This is a genomic window from Nocardia sp. SSK8 (genome assembly GCF_037034205.1).
In the GTDB taxonomy this organism is placed as follows: Bacteria; Actinomycetota; Actinomycetes; order Mycobacteriales; family Mycobacteriaceae; genus Nocardia.
Genome location: NZ_JBAGKD010000001.1, coordinates 699,940 through 719,250 on the forward strand (window position 1 = coordinate 699,940; position 19,311 = coordinate 719,250).

Here is a 19,311-nt window from a genome sequence, read left to right on the forward strand (position 1 = left end):
GGCGGCGAACCAAGCGTCGGCGGGCTCACCCCGGACTCGTCGCGGAGGTATCGATGGTGACGAATTCCGCTCCGGGACAGGCGATCTCCGCGACGTCCTCGGTCGCGACGGCACCCGCGGCGCAGCGCCGCGCCGAAGTGCTGCGCCTGCTCGTGCAACCGGTCCTGGTGCTGGTGCTCACCGTCGGTGTGCTGGTGTGGGCGTTCCGGCGCGATCTCACCGTCACCCAGCAGGCCAGCATCAGTGCGCACAACATCGCCGAGGTCACCTGGCAGCACGTGCTGATCACGGTGGCCGTGGTACTCATCGTGGTGGCCGTTGCGGTGCCGCTGGGAACGCTGCTCTCGCGCAAGCGGTTCCGGCGGCTCGCGCCGATCTTCGTCGGCATCGCCAATATCGGTGCCTCGGCACCGGCCATCGGGCTGATCGTGCTGTGCTACCTGGTCACCCGGACCACCGGCTTCTGGGTGGGCGTCGCGCCGATCGCGTTCTGTTCGGTGCTGCCGGTGCTGCGCAACACCATCCTTGGGTATCAGCAGGTCGACCCGGCGCTCATCGACGCGGGCCGCGGGCAGGGCATGTCCGGCGCTCAGGTCTTGCGCCGCATCGAGTTCCCGCTGGCCGTGCCCTACATCCTGGCCGGGCTGCGCACCGCGCTGGTGCTCGCTGTCGGCACCGCGACGCTGTCGTTCATGGTGAGCGCGGGCGGGCTGGGCATCCTCATCGACACCGGCTACAAACTGCGCGACACCGTCACCCTGACCCTGGGCGCGGTCCTCGCCGTGGCTCTGGCGCTGCTGGTGGACTGGCTCGGCGCGCTGGCCGAACAGTATCTGGGACCGAGGGGGTTGCGGTGAGCCGATCACTGCGCGGACTCGCGGCGGCGCTGGGCCTGCTGCTGCTGGCGGGCTGCGGGCTGCAATCGGGCAGTTCGGTGCCGCTGCCGGTCGGGCCCGGCAGCATCGAACCGGTGCCCGCCCTCGACGGCGTCGCGATCACGGTCGGCTCCAAGGACTTCACCGAGGCCAATATCCTCGGCTACCTCATCGAATTCGCGCTCACGGCCGCCGGGGCGAATGTGCGCGACCTGACCAATATCCAGGGCTCCAACAGCCTGCGCGACGCCCAGCTGCACGGCCAGATCGATATCGCCTACGACTACACCGGCACCGGCTGGATCAACTACCTCGGCAAGGAGAAACCCGTCGTCGCCGCGCCGGGCAACCCCGACTCGGTCGAGGTCCAGCAGTTCGAGGCCACCCGCGACGCCGACCTGGCCGAGCACGACATGGTGTGGGCTGCCATGGCGCCGATGAACAACACCTACGCCCTGGTCACCAGCCGCCGCGTCGCCGAGGAGACCGGCGTGCGCACCCTGTCGGACTACGCGCGCCTGCTCGCCGCCGACCCCGCCGCGGCGACCACCTGTGTCGGCACCGAGTTCAATGTGCGCCCCGACGGCTACCCCGGCCTGGCCGCCGCCTACGGCATCGACCCGGCCGCCGCGCGCAGGCAGATCGTCCAGGACGCGCTGGTCTACCAGGCCACCGCCGACGCCACCCAGTGCCGGTTCGGCTCCGTCGCCGCCACCGACGGCCGCATCCCCGCCCTGGACCTGGTGCTGCTCGACGACGACCGCGGCTTCTTCCCGAAGTACAACGCCGCGCTGGTCATGCGCCGTGATTTCGCGCAGGCCCATCCCGAGGTCGTCGAGATCATGGCCCCGATCTCGGCGCGCCTGACCAACGTGGTGATCACCGAGCTCAACCGCCGCGTCGATATCGACGGCGCGGAACCGGAGGACGTCGCCCGCGACTGGATGGTCGCCGAGGGGCTGGTCACCGCGGGCTGACCCGCCCGCGGCGCTTTGCCGAACTGTGACCCCCGGCCCGCCCGAGATGTCCGATACGCGGGGCTTGTCGTCCCCACGGCACCGCGGATCCGGGCCATGATGGACGGTGGTGACAGACCGGAAACCGACACAGCGAGTGGAGGAGCGTCCATGACCATCGAGTTCCGCAAGGTGACCGTGCTGGGGACCGGCGTACTGGGATCCCAGATCGCGTATCAGACCGCGTTCCGCGGCTTCGATGTCACCTCCTACGACATCGACGACGCGGCCGTGACCGCCGCCCGGAAACGCTTCGAGGGTCTGGCGAAGACCTATCAGCAGGAGGTCGCGGGCGCCGACGCGGACAAGACCACCGCGACCGCCGCGGGCATCACCCTCACCACCGATCTCGCCGTGGCCGCGGGCGAGGCCGACCTGATCATCGAAGCCGTGCCCGAGGTGCTCTCGATCAAGCGCGACCTCTACACCCGCCTCGGCGAGCTGGCCCCCGAGCGCACCGTGTTCGCCACCAACTCCTCGACCCTGCTGCCCAGCGACATGGTCGACTACACCGGCCGCCCCGACCGCTTCCTGGCCCTGCACTTCGCCAATCACGTCTGGCAGTTCAACACCGCCGAGGTGATGGGCACCCCGAAGACCGATCCCGCGGTGTTTGCCGCCGTCGTCGCCTTCGCCGAGCAGATCGGGATGGTGCCGATCGAGCTGCACAAGGAGAAGGCGGGCTACGTACTCAACTCGCTGCTGGTGCCGTTCCTCAACTCCGGGATCGCGCTCGCCGCGGGCGGCTACGCCGAACCCGAGGCGGTGGACAAGACCTGGCGCATCGCGACGGGCGCGCCGATGGGCCCGTTCCAGATCCTCGACATCGTCGGGCTGACCACCCCCTACAACATCCTCAACAACAGCGGCAACGAACAGAACCAGCAGCTCGCCGACTGGCTCAAGGCCAACTACATCGACAAGGGCAAGCTCGGTATCGCCTCGGGGGAGGGTTTCTACCACTACGGCTAGGCGAAGGAGTCGGGATGTACTACAGGGGTTCGTCATCCGCGGTGGACGCGCACACCGACGGACTGTTCACCCTCACCGACCGCGCGCGGAAGGACATTGGCGAGCAACTTCTGGCATCGAACGCGGCGTGCCGGAGGTGTTCGGCTCGACCTACGACATCCGCGCGCTGCTGGCGGCGACCAGCCGGTTGCGTGACGGCGCCGAGGTGACCCTGCCCGGACCGAAGTTCGTGCGCGCCAAGCTGCTCGACAAGCTCGACGACACCGAGATCGGCGCGCTGCTGCGCGATTCCGGCCTGCTCGGCGACGACTGGACACAGCATCGCGGGCCCCGCTCGATCCGAGCGGGGCCCGCGATGCGCGTGGACTACTTCTTGGTGATGTCGACGCCGGGGGCGGCGTCGGTGAGGATCGAATCGGCGGCGAGGACCACGCCACCCTTCTTGCGGCCGGTGCGCAACCGCTTCTCCAGCCTGGTCGCCACGAAGGTCAGGGCCATATTGATGGTGATCATGATCAACGCCACCACCATCAGCGCCGGGATCGGATTGCCGAGGATGGCGCCTTCCTGCTGACCCGACCGCACCAGTTCCACGTAGGTGATCTGGTAGCCCAGCGCGGTGTCCTTGAGCACGACGACCATCTGCGAGACGAGCGCGGGGAGCATCGCCGTGACCGCCTGCGGCAGCAGCACCAGCCGCATCAGCTGGCCCTTGCGCAGGCCCAGCGCCGCCGCCGCCTCGGTTTGTCCCTTGGGCAGCGACTTGATCCCGGCGCGCACGATCTCGGCGATGACCGAGGCGTTGTAGATGATCAGCGCGATGACGACCGCGGCCAGCGCCAGGTCGTCCGAGCGGAACAGCTTGTACTCGCCGAACACCGCGAACAGGAAGATCATCAGGATCAGCACCGGGATGGCGCGGGCGAGCTCGACGATCGTCCCCGCGATCCAGCGCACCCACCGGTGCTCGGACAGGCGCAGGATGCCGAAGAGCATGCCGAAGATCAGCGCGCCCACGATCGAGATCGCCGCCGCGACGAGGGTGCCTCGCAGGCCCGGCAGCAGGTAGGTCTCCCAGACCCCGGCCTCCAGGAACGGCTTCCACTTCTCGGCGGTGAACTGGCCCTTCTCGGCGAAGGCGTCGTAGAGCCACCAGCCCGCCACCACCAGGGCGACCACGACCAGCAGCGAGTACAGGTGGTGGCGCAGCCGGGCACGGGGGCCCGGCGCGTCGAACAGGACAGACGACTGTGCACTCATCGCGCCACCTCGTACCGCTTGGCCAGCCAACCGAAGAACAAGCCGGTGGGCAGGGTGAGAACCACGAACGCGAGCGCGAAGATCGCGCCGATGGTGAGCAGGGCCGCCTCGTTCTCGATCATCTCGCTCATCAGGAACGAGGCCTCGGCGACACCGATCAGCGACGCGACGGTCGAGTTCTTCGTCAGCGCGATGAGCACACTGCCCAGCGGTGCGATCACCGCGCGGAAGGCCTGCGGCAGGACGATCAGCCGCAGGTTCTGCGCGAAGCCGAAGCCGAGCGAGCGGCCCGCCTCCGACTGACCGATGGCGACGGTGTTGATGCCCGCGCGCAGCGACTCGCAGACGAAGGCCCCGGTGTAGACGCTCAAACCGACGATGGCCCAGCGAAAGTTGTTGTCGACCAGCGATTCACCGGCCAGCTTCCAGCCCAGCGTGTTGTACAGACCGATCGAGCAGAACACGAGGATCAACGTGAGCGGAGTATTGCGGAAGATCGACACATAGGCCGCGCCGACCCAGCGTGCGACCGGGATGGGTGAGACTCGCATCCCCGCGACGATCGTCCCGAGGATCAGCGCGCCGATCGCCGAGAAGAACGTCAGCTGGATGGTCACCCAGAATGCTGCGAGGATGTCGTACCTCGAGATCAGGTCGAACACGGACGCGCGTCCTCCGATCGGTAGGGATAAGGGCAAGGGGTACTACGGCACTCGGTGGCCCGGACCCGCCGGGCCACCGAGTGCCGGTCGATCAGTAGCGGTCGACGGTCGGCGGCGCGGGCACCGCGATGCCGGTACCGGCGAAGTTCTTCTCCTGCGAGGCCTTCCACGCACCGTCGGCGATCATCGCCTCGATCGCGTCGTTGACCTTGGTGCGCAGTTCGGTGTCGCCCTTCTTCAGGCCGACGCCGTACTTCTCGGTGGTGAACGGCTTGTTCACCAGCTTGAAGACACCGGGCGCCTGGGCGGCGTAACCGGCGAGGATGACGTTGTCGGTGGTGACCGCGTCCATCGCCCCGTTGCGCAGCGCGTCGATGCACAGCGAGTAGGTGTCGTAGGTCTGCAGCTGTGCCTGCGGGTACTTGTCCTTGATGTTCTGCGCGGGGGTGGAGCCCTTCACCGAGCAGACCTTCTTGCCGTCGAGCGACTCCGGGCCGGTGATGTCGGTATTGTCGGCGCGCACCAGCAGGTCCTGACCGGCGATGTAGTACGGCCCGGCGAAGTCGACCTTCTGCTTGCGGGTGTCGGTGATGGAGTAGGTGGCGACGATGTAGTCGACCTGGCCGTTCTCGATCAGCGTCTCGCGCTGGCCCGACGGGGCCTCCTTGAAGGTGATGTTCTCCGCCTTCACGCCCAGCTTGTCCGCGACATAGGTGGCCACGTCGACGTCGAAGCCGCTGTAGGTGCCGTCGGTGTTGCGCTGGCCGAGGCCGGGCTGGTCGAACTTGATGCCGATGGTGAGCTTGCCGTCCGCGGCGTTCTCCAGCGCCGACTTCTCGTCACCACCGCCGCAGGCCGCGGTAACGCTCGCGGCCACCGCGACCGCCACGGCGCCGATGCCGACGCGCACCGCACGATTGATCCTCATCGAGTTTCCTTCTCCCTCTTGTGGTGTGGATACAGCGTCAGTGGCTGAGAATCTTGCCGAGGAAGTCCTTGGCGCGATCCGAGGTCGGGTTGGTGAAGAAGGCCTCCGGGGCGGTGTCCTCGACGATCTCGCCGTCGGCCATGAACAGCACGCGGTCACCGGCGCGGCGCGCGAAGCCCATCTCGTGGGTGACCACGAGCATGGTCATGCCCTCCTTGGCCAGCGAGACCATCACCTCGAGCACCTCGTTGACCATCTCCGGGTCCAGCGCGGAGGTCGGCTCGTCGAAGAGCATCACCTTGGGGTCCATCGCCAGCGAGCGGGCGATGGCCACGCGCTGCTGCTGACCACCGGAGAGCTGCGCGGGGTACTTGCCGGCCTGGTTCGCGATGCCGACCCGGTCGAGCAGCGCCAGCGCGTGCTTGCGCGCGTCGTCCTTCTTCTTGCCGCGCACCTTCATCGGCGCGAGCATGACGTTCTCCAGAATCGTCTTGTGCGCGAAGAGATTGAACGACTGGAACACCATGCCCACCTCGGCGCGCAACGCGGCCAGCGCCTTGCCCTCGGCGGGCAGCGCGACACCGTCGACGGCGATATCACCGGAATCGATCGGTTCGAGCCGGTTGATGGTGCGGCACAGGGTCGATTTCCCCGAGCCCGAGGGGCCGAGAACGATCACGACCTGCCCGCGGGGCACATCGAGGGTGATATCGCGCAGAACGTGGAGGTCACCGAAGTGCTTGTCCACGTTGCGCATCGAGATCATCGGCGGCGCAGCGGCAGTGGCTGGCCCGTCGGCGTTCCCGGTCGCGGGTGCGGCGTCGTCGGTCATGGACAGAAACCTTAGGCGTTCTTCGGAGATTTGCCCGCCTTTCGGCGACTCGCCGTCCCGCCACGCCGAACCGCAACCCGCCGGTAACCTGCCGGTACCTGGCCCGTCTCCCGACCGCGACGCAGACCACATCCGGTTCTGCCCGTACCCTGGACGGGTGGATTCGAACGGACAGGACGCGACGCAGCGCGCGCACCCGCAGGCGCGCAGTTACGAGGTCCGCACCTTCGGCTGCCAGATGAACGTACACGACTCCGAACGCTTGTCCGGCCTGCTCGAAGACGCGGGCTATGTGAAGGCCGCCCCCGCGGACACCCCCGACCTGGTGGTGTTCAACACCTGCGCGGTGCGCGAGAACGCCGACAACAAGCTCTACGGCACCCTGGGGCACCTGGCCCCGGTCAAGCAGGGCAGGCCGGGCATGCAGATCGCCGTCGGCGGCTGCCTGGCGCAGAAGGACCGCGAGACCGTGGTGCGCAAGGCGCCCTGGGTCGACGTGGTCTTCGGCACGCACAACATCGGCTCGCTGCCGGTGCTGCTCGAGCGCGCCCGGCACAACGAGCAGGCCCAGGTCGAGATCCTCGAGTCGCTCGAGGCGTTCCCGTCCACCCTGCCCGCCAAGCGCGAGTCGGCCTACGCCGGTTGGGTGTCGATCTCGGTGGGCTGCAACAACACCTGCACCTTCTGCATCGTGCCCGCGCTGCGTGGCAAGGAGGTCGACCGCCGCCCCGGTGACGTGCTCGCCGAGGTGCAGGCGCTGGTCGAGCAGGGCGTCCTCGAAGTCACCCTGCTCGGGCAGAACGTCAACTCCTACGGCGTGAACTTCGTCGACCCGGAGCAGCCGCGCGACCGCGGCGCCTTCGCCCAGCTGCTGCGCGCGACCGGGCAGATCGAGGGCCTGGAGCGGGTGCGGTTCACCTCGCCGCACCCGGCCGAGTTCACCGACGACGTCATCGAGGCCATGGCGCAGACCCCCACCGTCTGCCCGCAGCTGCACATGCCGCTGCAGTCCGGCTCCGACCGCGTGCTCAAGGCGATGCGCCGCTCCTACCGCAAGCAGCGCTTCCTCGGCATCATCGACAAGGTGCGCGCCGCCATGCCGCACGCCTCGATCACCACCGACATCATCGTGGGCTTCCCCGGCGAGACCGAGGAGGACTTCCAGGAGACCCTGGACGTGGTCCGGCAGGCTCGGTTCACCAGCGCCTACACCTTCCAGTACTCCAAGCGCCCCGGCACCCCGGCCGCCGAACTGCCCGACCAGCTGCCCAAGGCGGTCGTGCAGGAACGCTACGACCGGCTGATCGCGCTGCAGGAGCAGGTCTCCCTGGAAGGCAATCAGGCGCTGATCGGCACCGAGGTGGAACTGCTCGTCGCCGAGGGCGCGGGCAAGAAGAACGCGGCCACCGCCCGGATGAGCGGGCGCGCCCGCGACGGCAGGCTGGTGCATTTCCGCCCGGGCGACGACGCGGGCATCCGGCCCGGCGACATCGTCGTCGTCGACATCACCGCCGCCGCGCCGCACCACCTGATCGCCGACGGCGTGGTGAAATCGCACCGCCGCACCCGCGCCGGGGACGCGCACGAGCGCGGCGTGACGCCCAAGACCGCGCCGATCGGGGTGGGCCTGGGTCTGCCGCGGATCGGCGCGCCCGCCGTCGAGCCCGTCGACAGCGGCTGCTCGACCGGCTGCCCGGCGTGAGCGGGCCGGTCGGCGAACCCGAACCTACTACCGGCCGTAGTGGGTCGGCCGACGCCGGTCCGAGCGGTGATGGCACAGTGGAGACCAGCAGCGACCAGCCTGCCGACAACAGGAGCGAGAACGCGGTGACCCGGGTGGACGACGACCAGGACTTCGAGCAATTCCGCGGCGAGATCGACGCGGTCGAACGGCGCATCGCCGGGGAGATCGACCCCGGCGCGCGGGCGATGGTGGTGGCGGGCGCGGTTTTCGCGCTGCTGATCTCGCTGGTGCTCTCGCACGCGGGCTCCGCGCGCGGTTTCGACGTGCTGCTCAATACCGACGCGGCCCGGATCGAGCACATCGGCCTGCCCTCACGGTTGTTCGTCTGGCTGGTGATCGTGTTCGGCGTCGGCTTCTCGCTGCTGGCACTGATGACCCGCCGCTGGGTGCTGGCCTGGCTGGCCGTGGCCGGGTCCGCGGTCGGCAGTGTGTTCGGCGTGCTGTCCATCTGGCACCGGCAGACCCCCGGCCTGGGTAACTACGAGGGCGCGGGCCCCGGCATCGGCCTGATCCTGGGCACCGTGGCCATCATGGTGCTCACCTTCCACTGGGTGCGGGTGGTGTGGAGCCGCACGGCGGTGCAGCTGGCCGCCGAGGAACAGCGCCGCAATGCCGCGCGCGAGGCCGAGGAACGCGACCGCAAGCGCCTCAACGGCGAATAGCACCCCAACCACGACAAAGCCCCCGACCACGCGGTCGGGGGCTTTGTCGGTGTGTCAGCGGTTGCTGACGGCGCCTTCGGCCGCTTCGGCCCATTCACGCCACTGCTTGGCCTGTTCCAGGGCCTTCTCCGCGTCGCGCTTCTTACCCGCCGCGGTGGCCTTGGCGGCCTGCTCCTCGAACTGGGCGACCCGCTCGCGGAACTGCGCGGCGCGGGCCACGGCCTCCGGATCTGTGCGCCGCCACTGCTGGTCGGCGGCGTCGCGCACCCGCTTCTCGATGGCGCGCAGCTTGCCCTCGAGCTCCTGCATGCGCTCGCGCGGGACCTTGCCGATGGCGTCCCACTTGTCCTGCAGTTCGCGCAGCGCGGCCCGGGCGGCGTCGAGCCCGGTGGCCGGGTCGATGTGCTCGTAGGCGCGCAGCAGGTCCTGCTTGGCGGTGGCATTGTGCTCGAACTCGGCGTCGCGCTCGGAGACCGCCGCGTTGCGGGCGGCGAAGAACACGTCCTGGGCGCTCTTGAACCGCCGCCACAGCGCCTCGTCGGCCTCGCGCGGCGCCCGGCCCGCGGCCTTCCACTCGGTGAGCAGATCGCGGAACACCGCGGCGGTACCGGTCCAGTCGGTGGAGCCGGACAGCTCCTCGGCGCGCACGCACAGCTCTTCCTTGCGCGTCTTGGCCGAGGCGCGCTCGCGGTCGAGCTCGGCGAAGTGCGCCCCGCGGCGGCGGTTGAACGCCTCGCGCGCCTTGGAGTAGCGCTTCCACAGCGCGTCGTCGACCTTGCGATCGACCCCGCGGATGGACTTCCACTCCTCGAGGATCTCGCGCAGCCGGTCGCCCGCGGCCTTCCACTGGGTGGACTCGGCGGCGATCTGCTCGGCCTCGGCGGCCAGGGCTTCCTTGCGCTCGGTGTGCTCGTGCCGGGTGCGCTCCTTCTCCTCCTTGGCGTGCGCGGCGGCTTCCTCGGAGTGCTCGGTGATGGCCTGCAGCCGGGTGGCCAGGCCCTCGATGTCCCCGATGACGGCGGCGGTCGGCAGCGTCTCGGCGATGGCGAGGGCGGCGGCCTTGGTCTTGCGCGCGTCGGCGCCCGCGGCCAGCCGGGCCTCCAGCAGCGCGACCTCGGTGGCGAGGTCGTCGAAGCGGCGGCCGAAGTGCTCGAGGCCCTCGGCGGCGTCACCGGCCTGCCAGGAGCCGATGACGCGCTCACCGTCGGCGGTCTTGACCCACGCGGTGCCGTCCTCGTCGACACGGCCCCACTTGCTGGGGTCGGTCACGGTCGGCACGACCACGGGGTGCGGGTGCGGTTGATCGGGGCCCGGCGCCGGTTTCACGGCATGAGGCTTCGGCGGACGGGGAGACTGTCCACCGGGCTTGGGGGTACCGGACGGTCGCGGGCCCGGACCGGGGGTGGGCTTCGCGGTTCCGTTGCTGTCGGTCATTGCTCTCCGTCCCTGCCGCGCGTCACGGCTGCCTGGTTACGCCCTAGCACATCCCATTGAACCCGGTTCGAGCCGAGGAAACCATCGATCCGAGTGATCGGATGCCGGATTTCCTGGGATTTCGTCCCGGACGACGTGGGTAGTCGCACCAGAAAACACTAGCAATCCCGGCCGGTATCACCGCGCCGGACACTCGCAGTCCGCCGCTCGGTCACGGTGCGCCGGATGCGGGGCCCCGCGCCCGGTCCGGCTACGGTTACCGCGTGTTCTCGATAGCGGCCCTGGTCCCGTCGCCGCCGATGCTGGTGCCCGAACTGTGCGGGCGCGCGCCGGCGTCCGGCGCCGACCCCGACGATCCGGTCGTGGCGCTGCGCACCGCCGCGCTCGACGCCGCGGCCGCGCTGGCCGCCGTCGCCACCCGCTGGACCGTGCTCGGCACCGGCGAGCGGACCCGGAACTACGGTCCCGCCACCACCGGCACCTTCCGCGGGTTCGGCGCCGATGTCGTCGTCGGGCTCGGCCCGGCCACCGCGGCACCCGCCCCAGCAGACGCCCAGCTTCCGCTGCCGGTACTGGTCGCCGGATGGTTGCGGGAGCGGGTCGCGCCGGGGGTGTCGATCGAGGCCCGGCTGCTCGCCGCCGACACCGCGCCCGACGACTGCCTGCGCGCCGGGGCCGCCCTGCGCGCCGAACTCGACGCCGACCCGGACTCGCACGCGGTGCTGGTGCTCGCCGACGGCGCGGCCACCCTGACCGTCGCGGCCCCCGGCTACCTCGACGAGCGGGCCGCGCCCGTGCAGGCCGCGCTCGACACCGCCCTGCGCGCCGGTTCCCGGGCCGGGCTGGCCGTGCTCGAGCCCGAGCTGTGCGCGCAACTGGTGCTCGACGGGCGCGCGGCCTATCAGGCGCTGGGCGGGCTGTTCGCCGCCGATCCGGCCGATCCGCGGGTGCGTACCCTCTACCAGGGCGCCCCCTACGGCGTCGGCTACGACGTGAGTGTGTGGCAGCCGTGCGGACAGGAAGGGGACGGTCGGTGACCAGCGGGTTCGACCGTCCGATCGCCGTCGTCGGCCCCACCGCCACCGGCAAGTCCGACCTGGCCCTCGACCTCGCCGAGCGCCTCGGCGGCGAGATCGTCAACATCGACGCCATGCAGCTCTACCGCGGTATGGACGTGGGCACCGCCAAGCTGCCGCCCGCGCAGCGGCGGGGCATCCCGCACCATCTGCTCGATGTCCTCGACGTCACCGAGACCGCCACGGTCGCCGCCTACCAGAGCGCGGCCTCGGCGGTGGTCACCGACATCATGGCGCGCGGGCACGTGCCGGTGATCGTCGGCGGCTCGATGATGTACGTGCAGGCCCTGCTCGACCAGTGGGATTTCCCGGCCACCGATCCGGCCGTGCGCGCGCGCTGGGAGGCGCTGCTCGCCGAGGGCGGGGTCACGGCCGTGCACGCGGCCCTGCGGGCGGCCGATCCGGTCGCGGCCGCCACCATCCTACCCACCGACGGCAGGCGGATGGTGCGCGCGCTCGAGGTGGTGGAGCTGACCGGTAAGCCCTTCGCCGCGTCGGCGCCGACCATCGGCGAACCGCGCTGGAACACCCGCATCCTCGGCGTCGACCGGGAGACCGCCGCGCTGGACGCGCGAATCGAGACCCGCACCGCCCTGATGTTCGACACCGGCCTGGTCGAGGAGGTCCGCGCCCTGCTCGGCGCGGGCCTGCGCGCGGGCCAGACCGCCCGCCGCGCGATCGGCTACGCCCAGGTGCTGGCCCATCTCGACGGCGAATACGACCTCGCCCACGCCCGCGAGCGCACCCTCATCGGCACCCGCCGGTACGTGCGCCGACAGCGGTCGTGGTTCCGCCGCGATCCCCGGGTGTCCTGGGTCGACGGCGCCGATCCCGAGCTCGCCGCGACCGCGCTGGCGCTGCTCACCGACCCCGCAGACCAGACAGGACGGACCGCGCAGTGAGCCGACGAGTGAGTACCCGCAATGCCTCGGTGCAGGTATGGCAGGCCTACCTCAACAACCGGACGAAACGTCATCGTGACGGCCGGTTCCTCGTGCAGGGCGTGCGGCCGATCACCCAGGCCATCGACAACGGCTGGCCGCTCGAGACCCTGCTCTACCGCCTCGGCACCCCGGACCTGTCGAACTGGGCGCGCGAACTGCTCGACACCGCCGATGTCCCGCAGGTCGGGCTGGTCCCCGAACTGATGGCCGAACTGGGCGAGAAGTCGGCGAGCATTCCGGAGATCGTGGCGGTCGCGGTCTCGCGCCAGCCCGATCCGGCCGAGTTCGCGCCGGGCGAGCCGGGGGAGGACGCGCCCGTCGTGGTGGTCTTCGACCGGCCGAACTCGCCGGGCAACCTGGGCACCCTGATCCGCTCGGCCGATGCCTTCGGCGCGTCCGGGGTGATCGTCACCGGGCACGGCGCCGACCAGTTCGACCCGCAGGCCGTGCGCGCCTCCACCGGCTCGCTGTTCTCGATGCCGGTGCTGCGCGCCGCGGGCCCGGCCCAGGTCGTCGAATTCCGGGATCGCCAGATCGCGCGCGGCATCCCCACCCGCATCGTCGGCACCGACGAGGGCGCGCCCAGCACGATCTACGACTACGACTTCACCGAGGCCACCATCCTGGTCATCGGCAACGAGACCTCCGGGATGAGCGCCGCGTGGGCCGAGGCCTGCGACGACCTGGTCACCATCCCGATGGGCGGCACCGCCAGCTCACTGGGCGCGCCCTCGGCCGGGGCGATCGGGCTCTACGAGATCGCCCGGCAGCGCCGCACCTTTGCCCGGTAGCGGGCGCGCGGTCGCGGCAGGGGACAATGGCGGCTGTGTCCGACATCGAATTCAGCAAGGGCCATGGCACCCAGAACGACTTCGTGGTGCTGCCCGACCCGCAGGTCCGCCTGGACCTGACCACCGACCGCGTCGCCGCGTTGTGCGACCGGCAGCGCGGGCTGGGCGCCGACGGGGTGCTGCGGGTGGCCAAGGCGGCCGAACTGGTGTCGGCGGGCGTGCTCGACGCCCTGCCCACCGGCGTGGGCCCGGGCGACTGGTTCATGGACTACCGCAATGCCGACGGCTCGATCGCCGAGATGTGCGGCAACGGGGTGCGGGTGTTCGCGCACTACCTCAACGCCTCCGGGCTGGAGACCGCCACCGAGTACGTGGTGGGCAGCCGGGCGGGCGCGCGGCCGGTGGTGGTGCACGCGGCCGGTCCGGTCGACGGCGAGGTCACCGTGGACATGGGCGAGGTCCGCGAGCTCGGCCCGTCCACCGCGACGCTGAGCGGGCGGCCGCTGCCGGGCATCGGCATCGATGTCGGCAACCCGCACCTGGCCTGCGTGGACGCCGGGCTCACCGCCGAGGCGCTGGCCGGGCTCGACCTCACGCTGTCGCCGGGCTTCGACCCCGACCTGTTCCCGCACGGGGTCAACGTCGAGATCCTCACCGCCCTGGGCGCGGACGGCGCCGTCGACATGCGCGTCTACGAACGCGGCGTCGGCGAGACCCGCTCCTGCGGCACCGGCACCGTGGCCGCGGCCGCCGCCGCGCTCACCGCCGCGGGCCGCGCGCCGGGCTCCGGCTCGGGCGAGGTCACCGTGCGGGTCCCCGGCGGGCAGGTGCGCGTCACGATCACCGACGGCCGGGCCTGGCTGCGCGGCCCCTCGGTGCTGCTGGCCACCGGCACGCTCTCCCGGGACTGGTGGGACGCGCGGTAGCGCGATAACCGGATGCGCCCTGTCACCGTGACGTGGCAGCATGGAGAACGTATGACGAAACCAGAAACCCCCACAGAACCGACGGCCGAACCCACCGGTACGGCCGATCCCGGCGTGGCCGCCGACCGCGGCGACGTCGACGACGCGATCGCCCGCCACGCGGCGCGGATGCAGCGTCCCGGCTGGGCGCCCGAACCCACCGTCGGCGAGATGCAGCTCGACGAGCGCTCCTCGCTGCGCCGGGTGGCCGGGCTGTCCACCGAACTCACCGACATCACCGAGGTCGAATACCGGCAGCTGCGCCTCGAGCGCGTCGTGCTGGTCGGCGTCTGGACCACCGGCAGTTCCGCGCAGGCCGAGGCCAGCATGGTCGAGCTGGCCGCGCTCGCCGAGACCGCGGGCTCGGAGGTCCTCGAGGGCCTGATCCAGCGCCGTGACAAGCCCGACCCGGCCACCTACATCGGCTCCGGCAAGGCCGAGGAACTGCGCACCGTGGTCCTCGAGACCGGCGCCGACACCGTGATCTGCGACGGTGAGCTGACCCCGGCCCAGCTCACCGCGCTGGAGAAGGTCGTCAAGGTGAAGGTCATCGACCGCACCGCGCTGATCCTCGACATCTTCGCCCAGCACGCCACCTCCCGCGAGGGCAAGGCCCAGGTCGCGCTCGCCCAGATGGAATACATGCTGCCGCGCCTGCGCGGCTGGGGTGAGTCCATGTCGCGGCAGGCCGGTGGCCGGGCCGGGTCCAACGGCGGTGTCGGTCTGCGTGGTCCCGGTGAGACCAAGATCGAGACCGACCGCCGCCGCATCCGCGAACGCATGGCCAAGCTGCGCCGCGAGATCCGGGAGATGAAGACCGCCCGCGACACCATGCGCGCGCGCCGCAGCGCCAGCGGGGTGCCCGCGGTGGCCATCGTCGGCTACACCAACGCGGGCAAGTCCAGCCTGATGAACGCCCTGACCGGCGCGGGTCTGCTGGTACAGGACGCGCTGTTCGCCACCCTCGACCCGACCACCCGCCGGGCCGCGCTCGACGACGGTCGCGAGATGGTGTTCACCGACACCGTCGGGTTCGTGCGCCACCTGCCGACCCAGCTGGTCGAGGCCTTCCGCTCGACGCTGGAGGAGGTCACCGGCGCCGACCTGCTGCTGCACGTCGTGGACGGGTCCGACCCGCTGCCGCTCGAGCAGATCAGGGCCGTGCGCGAGGTGATCACCGATGTGATCAAGGAGCAGGGCACCACGGCTCCGCCGGAGCTGCTGGTGGTGAACAAGATCGACGCCGCCGACCCGAACGAGCTCACCCGGCTGCGCGGCATGCTCGCCGACGCGGCGTTCGTCTCGGCGCACACCGGCGCCGGGATCGAGGAGTTGCGCGAACGGCTTTCCGAGGTGCTCGGCGGTCTCGACGTCGACATCACGGTCCTGCTGCCCTACAGCCGCGGCGACCTGCTCGCCCGCATCCACGCCGACGGCCGTATCATCTCCTCCGACCATGAGGAAGGCGGAACCCGGGTGCGTGCCCGGGTGCCCCACGCCTTGGCGGCGGCACTGTCCGAATACGCCCATTCCGGGCCCGCCGAGCCGGTGCTCAGCTGATCTTTTTCGCTGATTTGCCGACCGTTTGCGGTCGAATGTCGATGCGACACGGCCTTTTTCGGAAGCTATGGTCGAATGTCGACAGCAGGAGGGTGTTATGTCGAACGACCAGCGGGGTCCAAGAATTGTGAACGAGGACGGGACAGGACGGGCCGAGCAGGGCGGCCCGATCCTCTCCGATGGGGCGCCGCTGAATCCGGCGCCCAGCGAGTGGGAGATCCGGGCCTTCGAGGCCTTCTTCGCGCCGCTGCGGGCCTGGACCAGCCCGCGCTTCTTCGGCCTGGAGAACATTCCGGTCGAGGGGCCGGTGCTCATCGTGGCCAACCACAATCTGCTCGGCGGCATCGACGCGCCGTTGCTCATGCCCGCGATTCTGCGCGAGCGGGGCAGGCTGGTACGCGGGCTGGCCGAGCATGTGCTGATGCAGCCGGGTGTGCGCGACATCCTGCACCGCTTCGGCGCGGTGCGGGGGACCAGGTCGAACTGCCTGGCGCTGCTCGAGCGCGGCGAGGCCGTGGTGGTGTTCCCCGGCGGCGGGCGCGAGGCGATCCGGCGCAAGGGTGAGAAGTACGTGCTCAAGTGGGAGGGCCGCACCGGCTTCGCGCGGATGGCCATCCAGGCGGGCGTGCCGATCGTGCCGCTGGCCATGATCGGCATCGACGACGCCTACGACATCGTCTTCGACGGCCAGCACCCGGCCATGCGGCCGCTGCGCTGGACCTGCGAGCTGCTGGGTATCAACCCCGAACTGAACCCGCCGCTGGTCAAGGGTCTCGGTCCCACGCCGATCCCGCGGCCGGAGCGGTTCTACTTCTCCGCGGGCGCTCCGATCGACCCCACCCCGTGGCTCGAGGCGGAGGATCTCGACGGCGCCGCCGCCGACCTGCGCGATGTGGTGCGCAAGGGCCTGGAGGAGGAGCTGCAGTTCCTGTTCACCGAGCGTGAGCGCGACTCCGGGCGCAGCCTGGTCGGGCGCCTGCGCGGCGCCCTGCCCTGGTGATCCACACCGCCTGACCCGGGGCGGCGCGGAATGCCCGCGCCGCCGCCGGGGTTACCAGCTATACGGACTCGAGTCCGGATAGCGAGAGGTGGCGGTGATGACGACAGCGCGGGTCCAGGTGATCCCCGGCGCGGACCGGTGGCACTGGCGCAACGAGTGGCTTGTCTCGAAGCAGTCGTTCCCGGCGACCGGCAATTTCGTGCTCGAGGACTACGCGCACGGTCTGCTGCTGGTGCACAACGAGGACACCGTCGACCCCGGCGAGGGCTTCGACACCCACCAGCATCGCGACACCGAGATTCTCACCTGGGTGCTGGAAGGCACTGTGGTGCACCAGGATTCGACCGGCCACTCCGGGGTGATCCAGCCCGGGCTGGCGCAGCGGATGAGCGCGGGCACCGGCATCCGTCACTCCGAGCGCAACGGCGCGGGCTACCGCGAGACCGAACGTCTGCACGTGGTGCAGATGTGGATTCCGCCCGACACCGCGGGCGCCGCACCCGGCTACCAGGAACTCGACATCGAGGGCGAACTCGCCCGCAACACCCTGATCCCGGTCGCCTCCGGCATGCCCCGCCATCGCGCGGACGCCGCGATCGGCATCGGCAACAGCCACGCCACCTTCCATGTCGCCCGGCTCGACCCCGGGCACACGATCACCGTCCCGGACGCGCCGTACGGACATGTGTTCGTTGCGCGCGGCGCCGTCGACTACGAGGGGCACGGGCGGCTCGACCAGGGCGACGCCGTGCGCCTGACCGCGACCGGCGGCCACCGCGTGACCGCCGTGACCGCCGCCGAACTGCTGCTCTGGGAGATGGACGCGAGCGTGCGCTAGATCTTGCGGATGACGGTGACGACCTTGCCGAGGATCTGCGCGTCGTTACCGGGGATCGGCTCGAAGTGCGGGTTGTGCGGCATCAGCCAGACGTCCTTGCCGGAGCGCTTGAAGGTCTTCACGGTGGCCTCGCCGTCGATCATGGCCGCGACGATGTCGCCGCCCTCGGCCACGTTCTGCTGGCGCACCACCACCCAGTCGCCGTCGCAGATGGCCGCGTCGACCATCGACTGCCCGACGACCTTCAGCAGGAACAGCGACCCGTCGCCGACCAGTTCGCGCGGCAGCGGGAAGACCTCCTCCACGGCCTGTTCGGCCAGGATCGGGCCACCGGCGGCGATCCGGCCCAGGACCGGGACGAAGGTGGGGGTGGGGCGGCTCGCGTCGGCCTCTTCCGGCTGTTCGGCGGGCAGGGTGGTCACCGCGCGGACCGCCTCGTCGAGCCCGCGGACGTTCACCGCGCGCGGACGATTCGGGTCGCGGCGCAGGTAGCCCTTGCGCTCGAGCGCGCGCAGCTGATGGGCCACCGAGGAGGTGGAGGTGAGCCCCACCGCGTCGCCGATCTCGCGGATGCTGGGCGGGTAGCCGCGTTCGGTCACCGAGGTGCGGATGACCTCGAGGACCGTGCGCTGACGCACGGTGAGATCCGCGCCGGATCCCGATGTGACGGTGCCGGTAGCGCTTTCGTCACCCGTGTCGTCTGTGTGGGTCACCGTATCCCGCCCTTTCCCTGGTCGAATTCGCGCTTCCGAGGCTAGTCGGGCCACGCCGAACTATCAAACATCTGTTCGAGCATGTCGGGCGTTTCGTGCTGACATCGGCGTTCCCGCGTGGTAGAAATCGAACATCAGTTCATCGCACATATGTTCGAACGGCGTGAGATGTAATCGCCTCACCAGCAGTTTTCTTCAGCAGCGGAGCACACCACCCCGGAGGTTCTTCCGATGAGCACAGCGACCGGCGCCCTGCGTTCCCTCGATCCCGTCCCGGGCCGCGAGCCCGTCCTCCGGCGCCGCCGGACCACCCGCGCGCCACGGCCTTTCGCCCTCGTTCGCGGCGCCTCGCGGACCCGGCCGGAACGGGTCGAACCGCCCGTGGAGTCTCCGGGTGCCGCCGATCGCGCGCCCGATTCCGCCGACGTGAGTCCGGAGCCCGCGGGTCGCTCGGTCCTGGTGCGCACGGCGGCGCCCGGGTCGGTGCGCGTGGCGCTGCCACGCGAACTCGTGCGCACCGAACGGCGCACCCGGATCTTCGATCTCACCGATGCCGAGGTGGATCTGGCCTTCGCCACCGTGCCGCGCTCGGAGCCGCTGTCCCGGCCGCGCCGGATGGTTCCGCGAGACACCGGGGCGGAGAGTCGCCGCCGCCCGCGCAGTGAGCTCGCCCTCTATGACCGGGGCTCGGTCCCGGTGGCGCGTCCGGCGCGCGGCGAGCACCCGTTACGCCGGGTCGAGCGCGCGCGGCGGGGCTTCGCCGCCCTGGCGGTGACGGCGCTGGCGACCGCGCTGATCGTCGTCGCGTTTCTCGGCCTGGCGCACCTGCGCGCGGGCGGTTTCGCCGAGCGGGTCGACGCGCCGCTCCCGGGCATCACCGAACCGGCCGACCTGCCGTCCAGGGGTCTTGCCCCGGTCTATCGCTGATCTGAATCGCGCTGCGTGACGGGGGTTTCCCGCGAGTAACCCGCGGCAGGGCGCCCTACTGTCCCAGACGAAAACGGATCGAAAACTAGAACACGTTGCTACCGTGACTTGC

19 protein-coding genes are annotated in these 19,311 nt (G+C 70.5%); 13 read left to right on the plus strand and 6 right to left on the minus strand.

What is annotated here, in order from left to right:
* Window positions 1-53: 53 nt before the first annotated feature.
* The 3 genes from WA675_RS03135 to WA675_RS03145 all read left to right on the plus strand — a co-directional run bounded on the left by WA675_RS03135 (window position 54) and on the right by WA675_RS03145 (window position 2,863).
* Window positions 54-857, plus strand: coding sequence for an ABC transporter permease (locus WA675_RS03135; protein ID WP_336081685.1), 804 nt, complete (start codon window positions 54-56; stop codon window positions 855-857).
* Entirely contained in the window at window positions 854-1,852 is a 999-nt protein-coding gene (locus WA675_RS03140; RefSeq protein WP_336081686.1) for a glycine betaine ABC transporter substrate-binding protein, read from the plus strand. Before WA675_RS03135 ends, WA675_RS03140 begins: the two co-directional genes overlap by 4 nt.
* 150 nt (window positions 1,853-2,002) lie before the next feature.
* Window positions 2,003-2,863, plus strand: a complete 861-nt coding sequence (locus WA675_RS03145) for a 3-hydroxyacyl-CoA dehydrogenase (protein ID WP_336081688.1) — start codon at window positions 2,003-2,005, stop codon at window positions 2,861-2,863.
* A 366-nt stretch (window positions 2,864-3,229) separates the two neighbouring features.
* On the opposite strand, the gene WA675_RS03150 is transcribed toward WA675_RS03145, so the two are convergent.
* The 4 genes from WA675_RS03150 to WA675_RS03165 all read right to left on the minus strand — a co-directional run bounded on the left by WA675_RS03150 (window position 3,230) and on the right by WA675_RS03165 (window position 6,479).
* Window positions 3,230-4,123, minus strand: coding sequence for an amino acid ABC transporter permease (locus tag WA675_RS03150; RefSeq protein WP_336081689.1), 894 nt, complete (start codon window positions 4,121-4,123; stop codon window positions 3,230-3,232).
* Window positions 4,120-4,785, minus strand: coding sequence for an amino acid ABC transporter permease (locus WA675_RS03155; RefSeq protein WP_336081691.1), 666 nt, complete (start codon window positions 4,783-4,785; stop codon window positions 4,120-4,122). Before WA675_RS03155 ends, WA675_RS03150 begins: the two co-directional genes overlap by 4 nt.
* A gap of 91 nt (window positions 4,786-4,876) precedes the next feature.
* Window positions 4,877-5,713, minus strand: a complete 837-nt coding sequence (locus WA675_RS03160; protein WP_336081693.1) for a glutamate ABC transporter substrate-binding protein — start codon at window positions 5,711-5,713, stop codon at window positions 4,877-4,879.
* Between the two features lie 37 nt (window positions 5,714-5,750).
* The gene (locus WA675_RS03165) at window positions 5,751-6,479 is read right to left on the minus strand and encodes an amino acid ABC transporter ATP-binding protein (protein ID WP_336081865.1); all 729 of its coding nucleotides are present in this window, start codon (window positions 6,477-6,479) and stop codon (window positions 5,751-5,753) included.
* A 223-nt stretch (window positions 6,480-6,702) separates the two neighbouring features.
* Between WA675_RS03165 and miaB the strand changes: the two genes are divergently transcribed.
* Both miaB and WA675_RS03175 read left to right on the plus strand, forming a co-directional pair.
* A complete protein-coding gene (miaB, locus tag WA675_RS03170; RefSeq protein ID WP_336081695.1) occupies window positions 6,703-8,247 on the plus strand; it encodes a tRNA (N6-isopentenyl adenosine(37)-C2)-methylthiotransferase MiaB in 1,545 nt (514 codons plus the stop codon).
* 125 nt (window positions 8,248-8,372) lie between these two features.
* Entirely contained in the window at window positions 8,373-8,951 is a 579-nt protein-coding gene (locus WA675_RS03175) for an Rv2732c family membrane protein (protein ID WP_336081866.1), read from the plus strand.
* 54 nt (window positions 8,952-9,005) lie between these two features.
* On the opposite strand, the gene WA675_RS03180 is transcribed toward WA675_RS03175, so the two are convergent.
* Window positions 9,006-10,385 (minus strand): DUF349 domain-containing protein, encoded by a 1,380-nt coding sequence (locus WA675_RS03180; RefSeq protein WP_336081696.1) that lies wholly within the window; start codon window positions 10,383-10,385, stop codon window positions 9,006-9,008.
* A gap of 263 nt (window positions 10,386-10,648) precedes the next feature.
* Between WA675_RS03180 and WA675_RS03185 the strand changes: the two genes are divergently transcribed.
* From WA675_RS03185 to WA675_RS03215, 7 genes are all read left to right on the plus strand, one after another.
* A complete protein-coding gene (locus tag WA675_RS03185; RefSeq protein ID WP_336081697.1) occupies window positions 10,649-11,422 on the plus strand; it encodes a hypothetical protein in 774 nt (257 codons plus the stop codon).
* A complete protein-coding gene (gene miaA, locus WA675_RS03190) occupies window positions 11,419-12,363 on the plus strand; it encodes a tRNA (adenosine(37)-N6)-dimethylallyltransferase MiaA (protein ID WP_336081698.1) in 945 nt (314 codons plus the stop codon). Before WA675_RS03185 ends, miaA begins: the two co-directional genes overlap by 4 nt.
* A gap of 8 nt (window positions 12,364-12,371) precedes the next feature.
* Window positions 12,372-13,196, plus strand: coding sequence for a TrmH family RNA methyltransferase (locus WA675_RS03195; RefSeq protein WP_336081699.1), 825 nt, complete (start codon window positions 12,372-12,374; stop codon window positions 13,194-13,196).
* A gap of 44 nt (window positions 13,197-13,240) precedes the next feature.
* A complete protein-coding gene (dapF, locus tag WA675_RS03200) occupies window positions 13,241-14,122 on the plus strand; it encodes a diaminopimelate epimerase (protein WP_336081867.1) in 882 nt (293 codons plus the stop codon).
* A gap of 168 nt (window positions 14,123-14,290) precedes the next feature.
* Window positions 14,291-15,721: a GTPase HflX gene (gene hflX, locus WA675_RS03205; RefSeq protein WP_336081869.1), complete on the plus strand. Its 1,431-nt coding sequence runs from the start codon at window positions 14,291-14,293 to the stop codon at window positions 15,719-15,721.
* Between the two features lie 127 nt (window positions 15,722-15,848).
* On the plus strand, window positions 15,849-16,721 hold the full coding sequence (locus tag WA675_RS03210; RefSeq protein WP_336081700.1) for a lysophospholipid acyltransferase family protein: 873 nt from the start codon (window positions 15,849-15,851) through the stop codon (window positions 16,719-16,721).
* A gap of 97 nt (window positions 16,722-16,818) precedes the next feature.
* On the plus strand, window positions 16,819-17,559 hold the full coding sequence (locus WA675_RS03215) for a pirin family protein (protein WP_336081702.1): 741 nt from the start codon (window positions 16,819-16,821) through the stop codon (window positions 17,557-17,559).
* On the opposite strand, the gene lexA is transcribed toward WA675_RS03215, so the two are convergent.
* On the minus strand, window positions 17,556-18,272 hold the full coding sequence (gene lexA, locus WA675_RS03220) for a transcriptional repressor LexA (RefSeq protein WP_336081704.1): 717 nt from the start codon (window positions 18,270-18,272) through the stop codon (window positions 17,556-17,558). The two genes, WA675_RS03215 and lexA, sit on opposite strands and share 4 nt — an antisense overlap.
* Window positions 18,273-18,503: 231 nt before the next feature.
* On the opposite strand from lexA, the gene WA675_RS03225 reads away from it, so the two are divergent.
* Entirely contained in the window at window positions 18,504-19,199 is a 696-nt protein-coding gene (locus WA675_RS03225; protein WP_336081706.1) for a hypothetical protein, read from the plus strand.
* Window positions 19,200-19,311: the final 112 nt, after the last annotated feature.

Coding starts and splice junctions, on each gene's coding strand:
- WA675_RS03145 (WP_336081688.1), top strand. CDS start 2,003: ATGACCATCGAGTTCCGCAAGGTGACCGTGCTGGGGACCGGCGTACTG.
- hflX (WP_336081869.1), top strand. CDS start 14,291: ATGCAGCGTCCCGGCTGGGCGCCCGAACCCACCGTCGGCGAGATGCAG.
- WA675_RS03150 (WP_336081689.1), bottom strand. CDS start 4,123: ATGAGTGCACAGTCGTCTGTCCTGTTCGACGCGCCGGGCCCCCGTGCC.
- WA675_RS03160 (WP_336081693.1), bottom strand. CDS start 5,713: ATGAGGATCAATCGTGCGGTGCGCGTCGGCATCGGCGCCGTGGCGGTC.
- WA675_RS03225 (WP_336081706.1), top strand. CDS start 18,504: ATGAGCACAGCGACCGGCGCCCTGCGTTCCCTCGATCCCGTCCCGGGC.
- WA675_RS03180 (WP_336081696.1), bottom strand. CDS start 10,385: ATGACCGACAGCAACGGAACCGCGAAGCCCACCCCCGGTCCGGGCCCG.
- WA675_RS03215 (WP_336081702.1), top strand. CDS start 16,819: ATGACGACAGCGCGGGTCCAGGTGATCCCCGGCGCGGACCGGTGGCAC.
- WA675_RS03135 (WP_336081685.1), top strand. CDS start 54: ATGGTGACGAATTCCGCTCCGGGACAGGCGATCTCCGCGACGTCCTCG.
- WA675_RS03165 (WP_336081865.1), bottom strand. CDS start 6,479: ATGATCTCGATGCGCAACGTGGACAAGCACTTCGGTGACCTCCACGTT.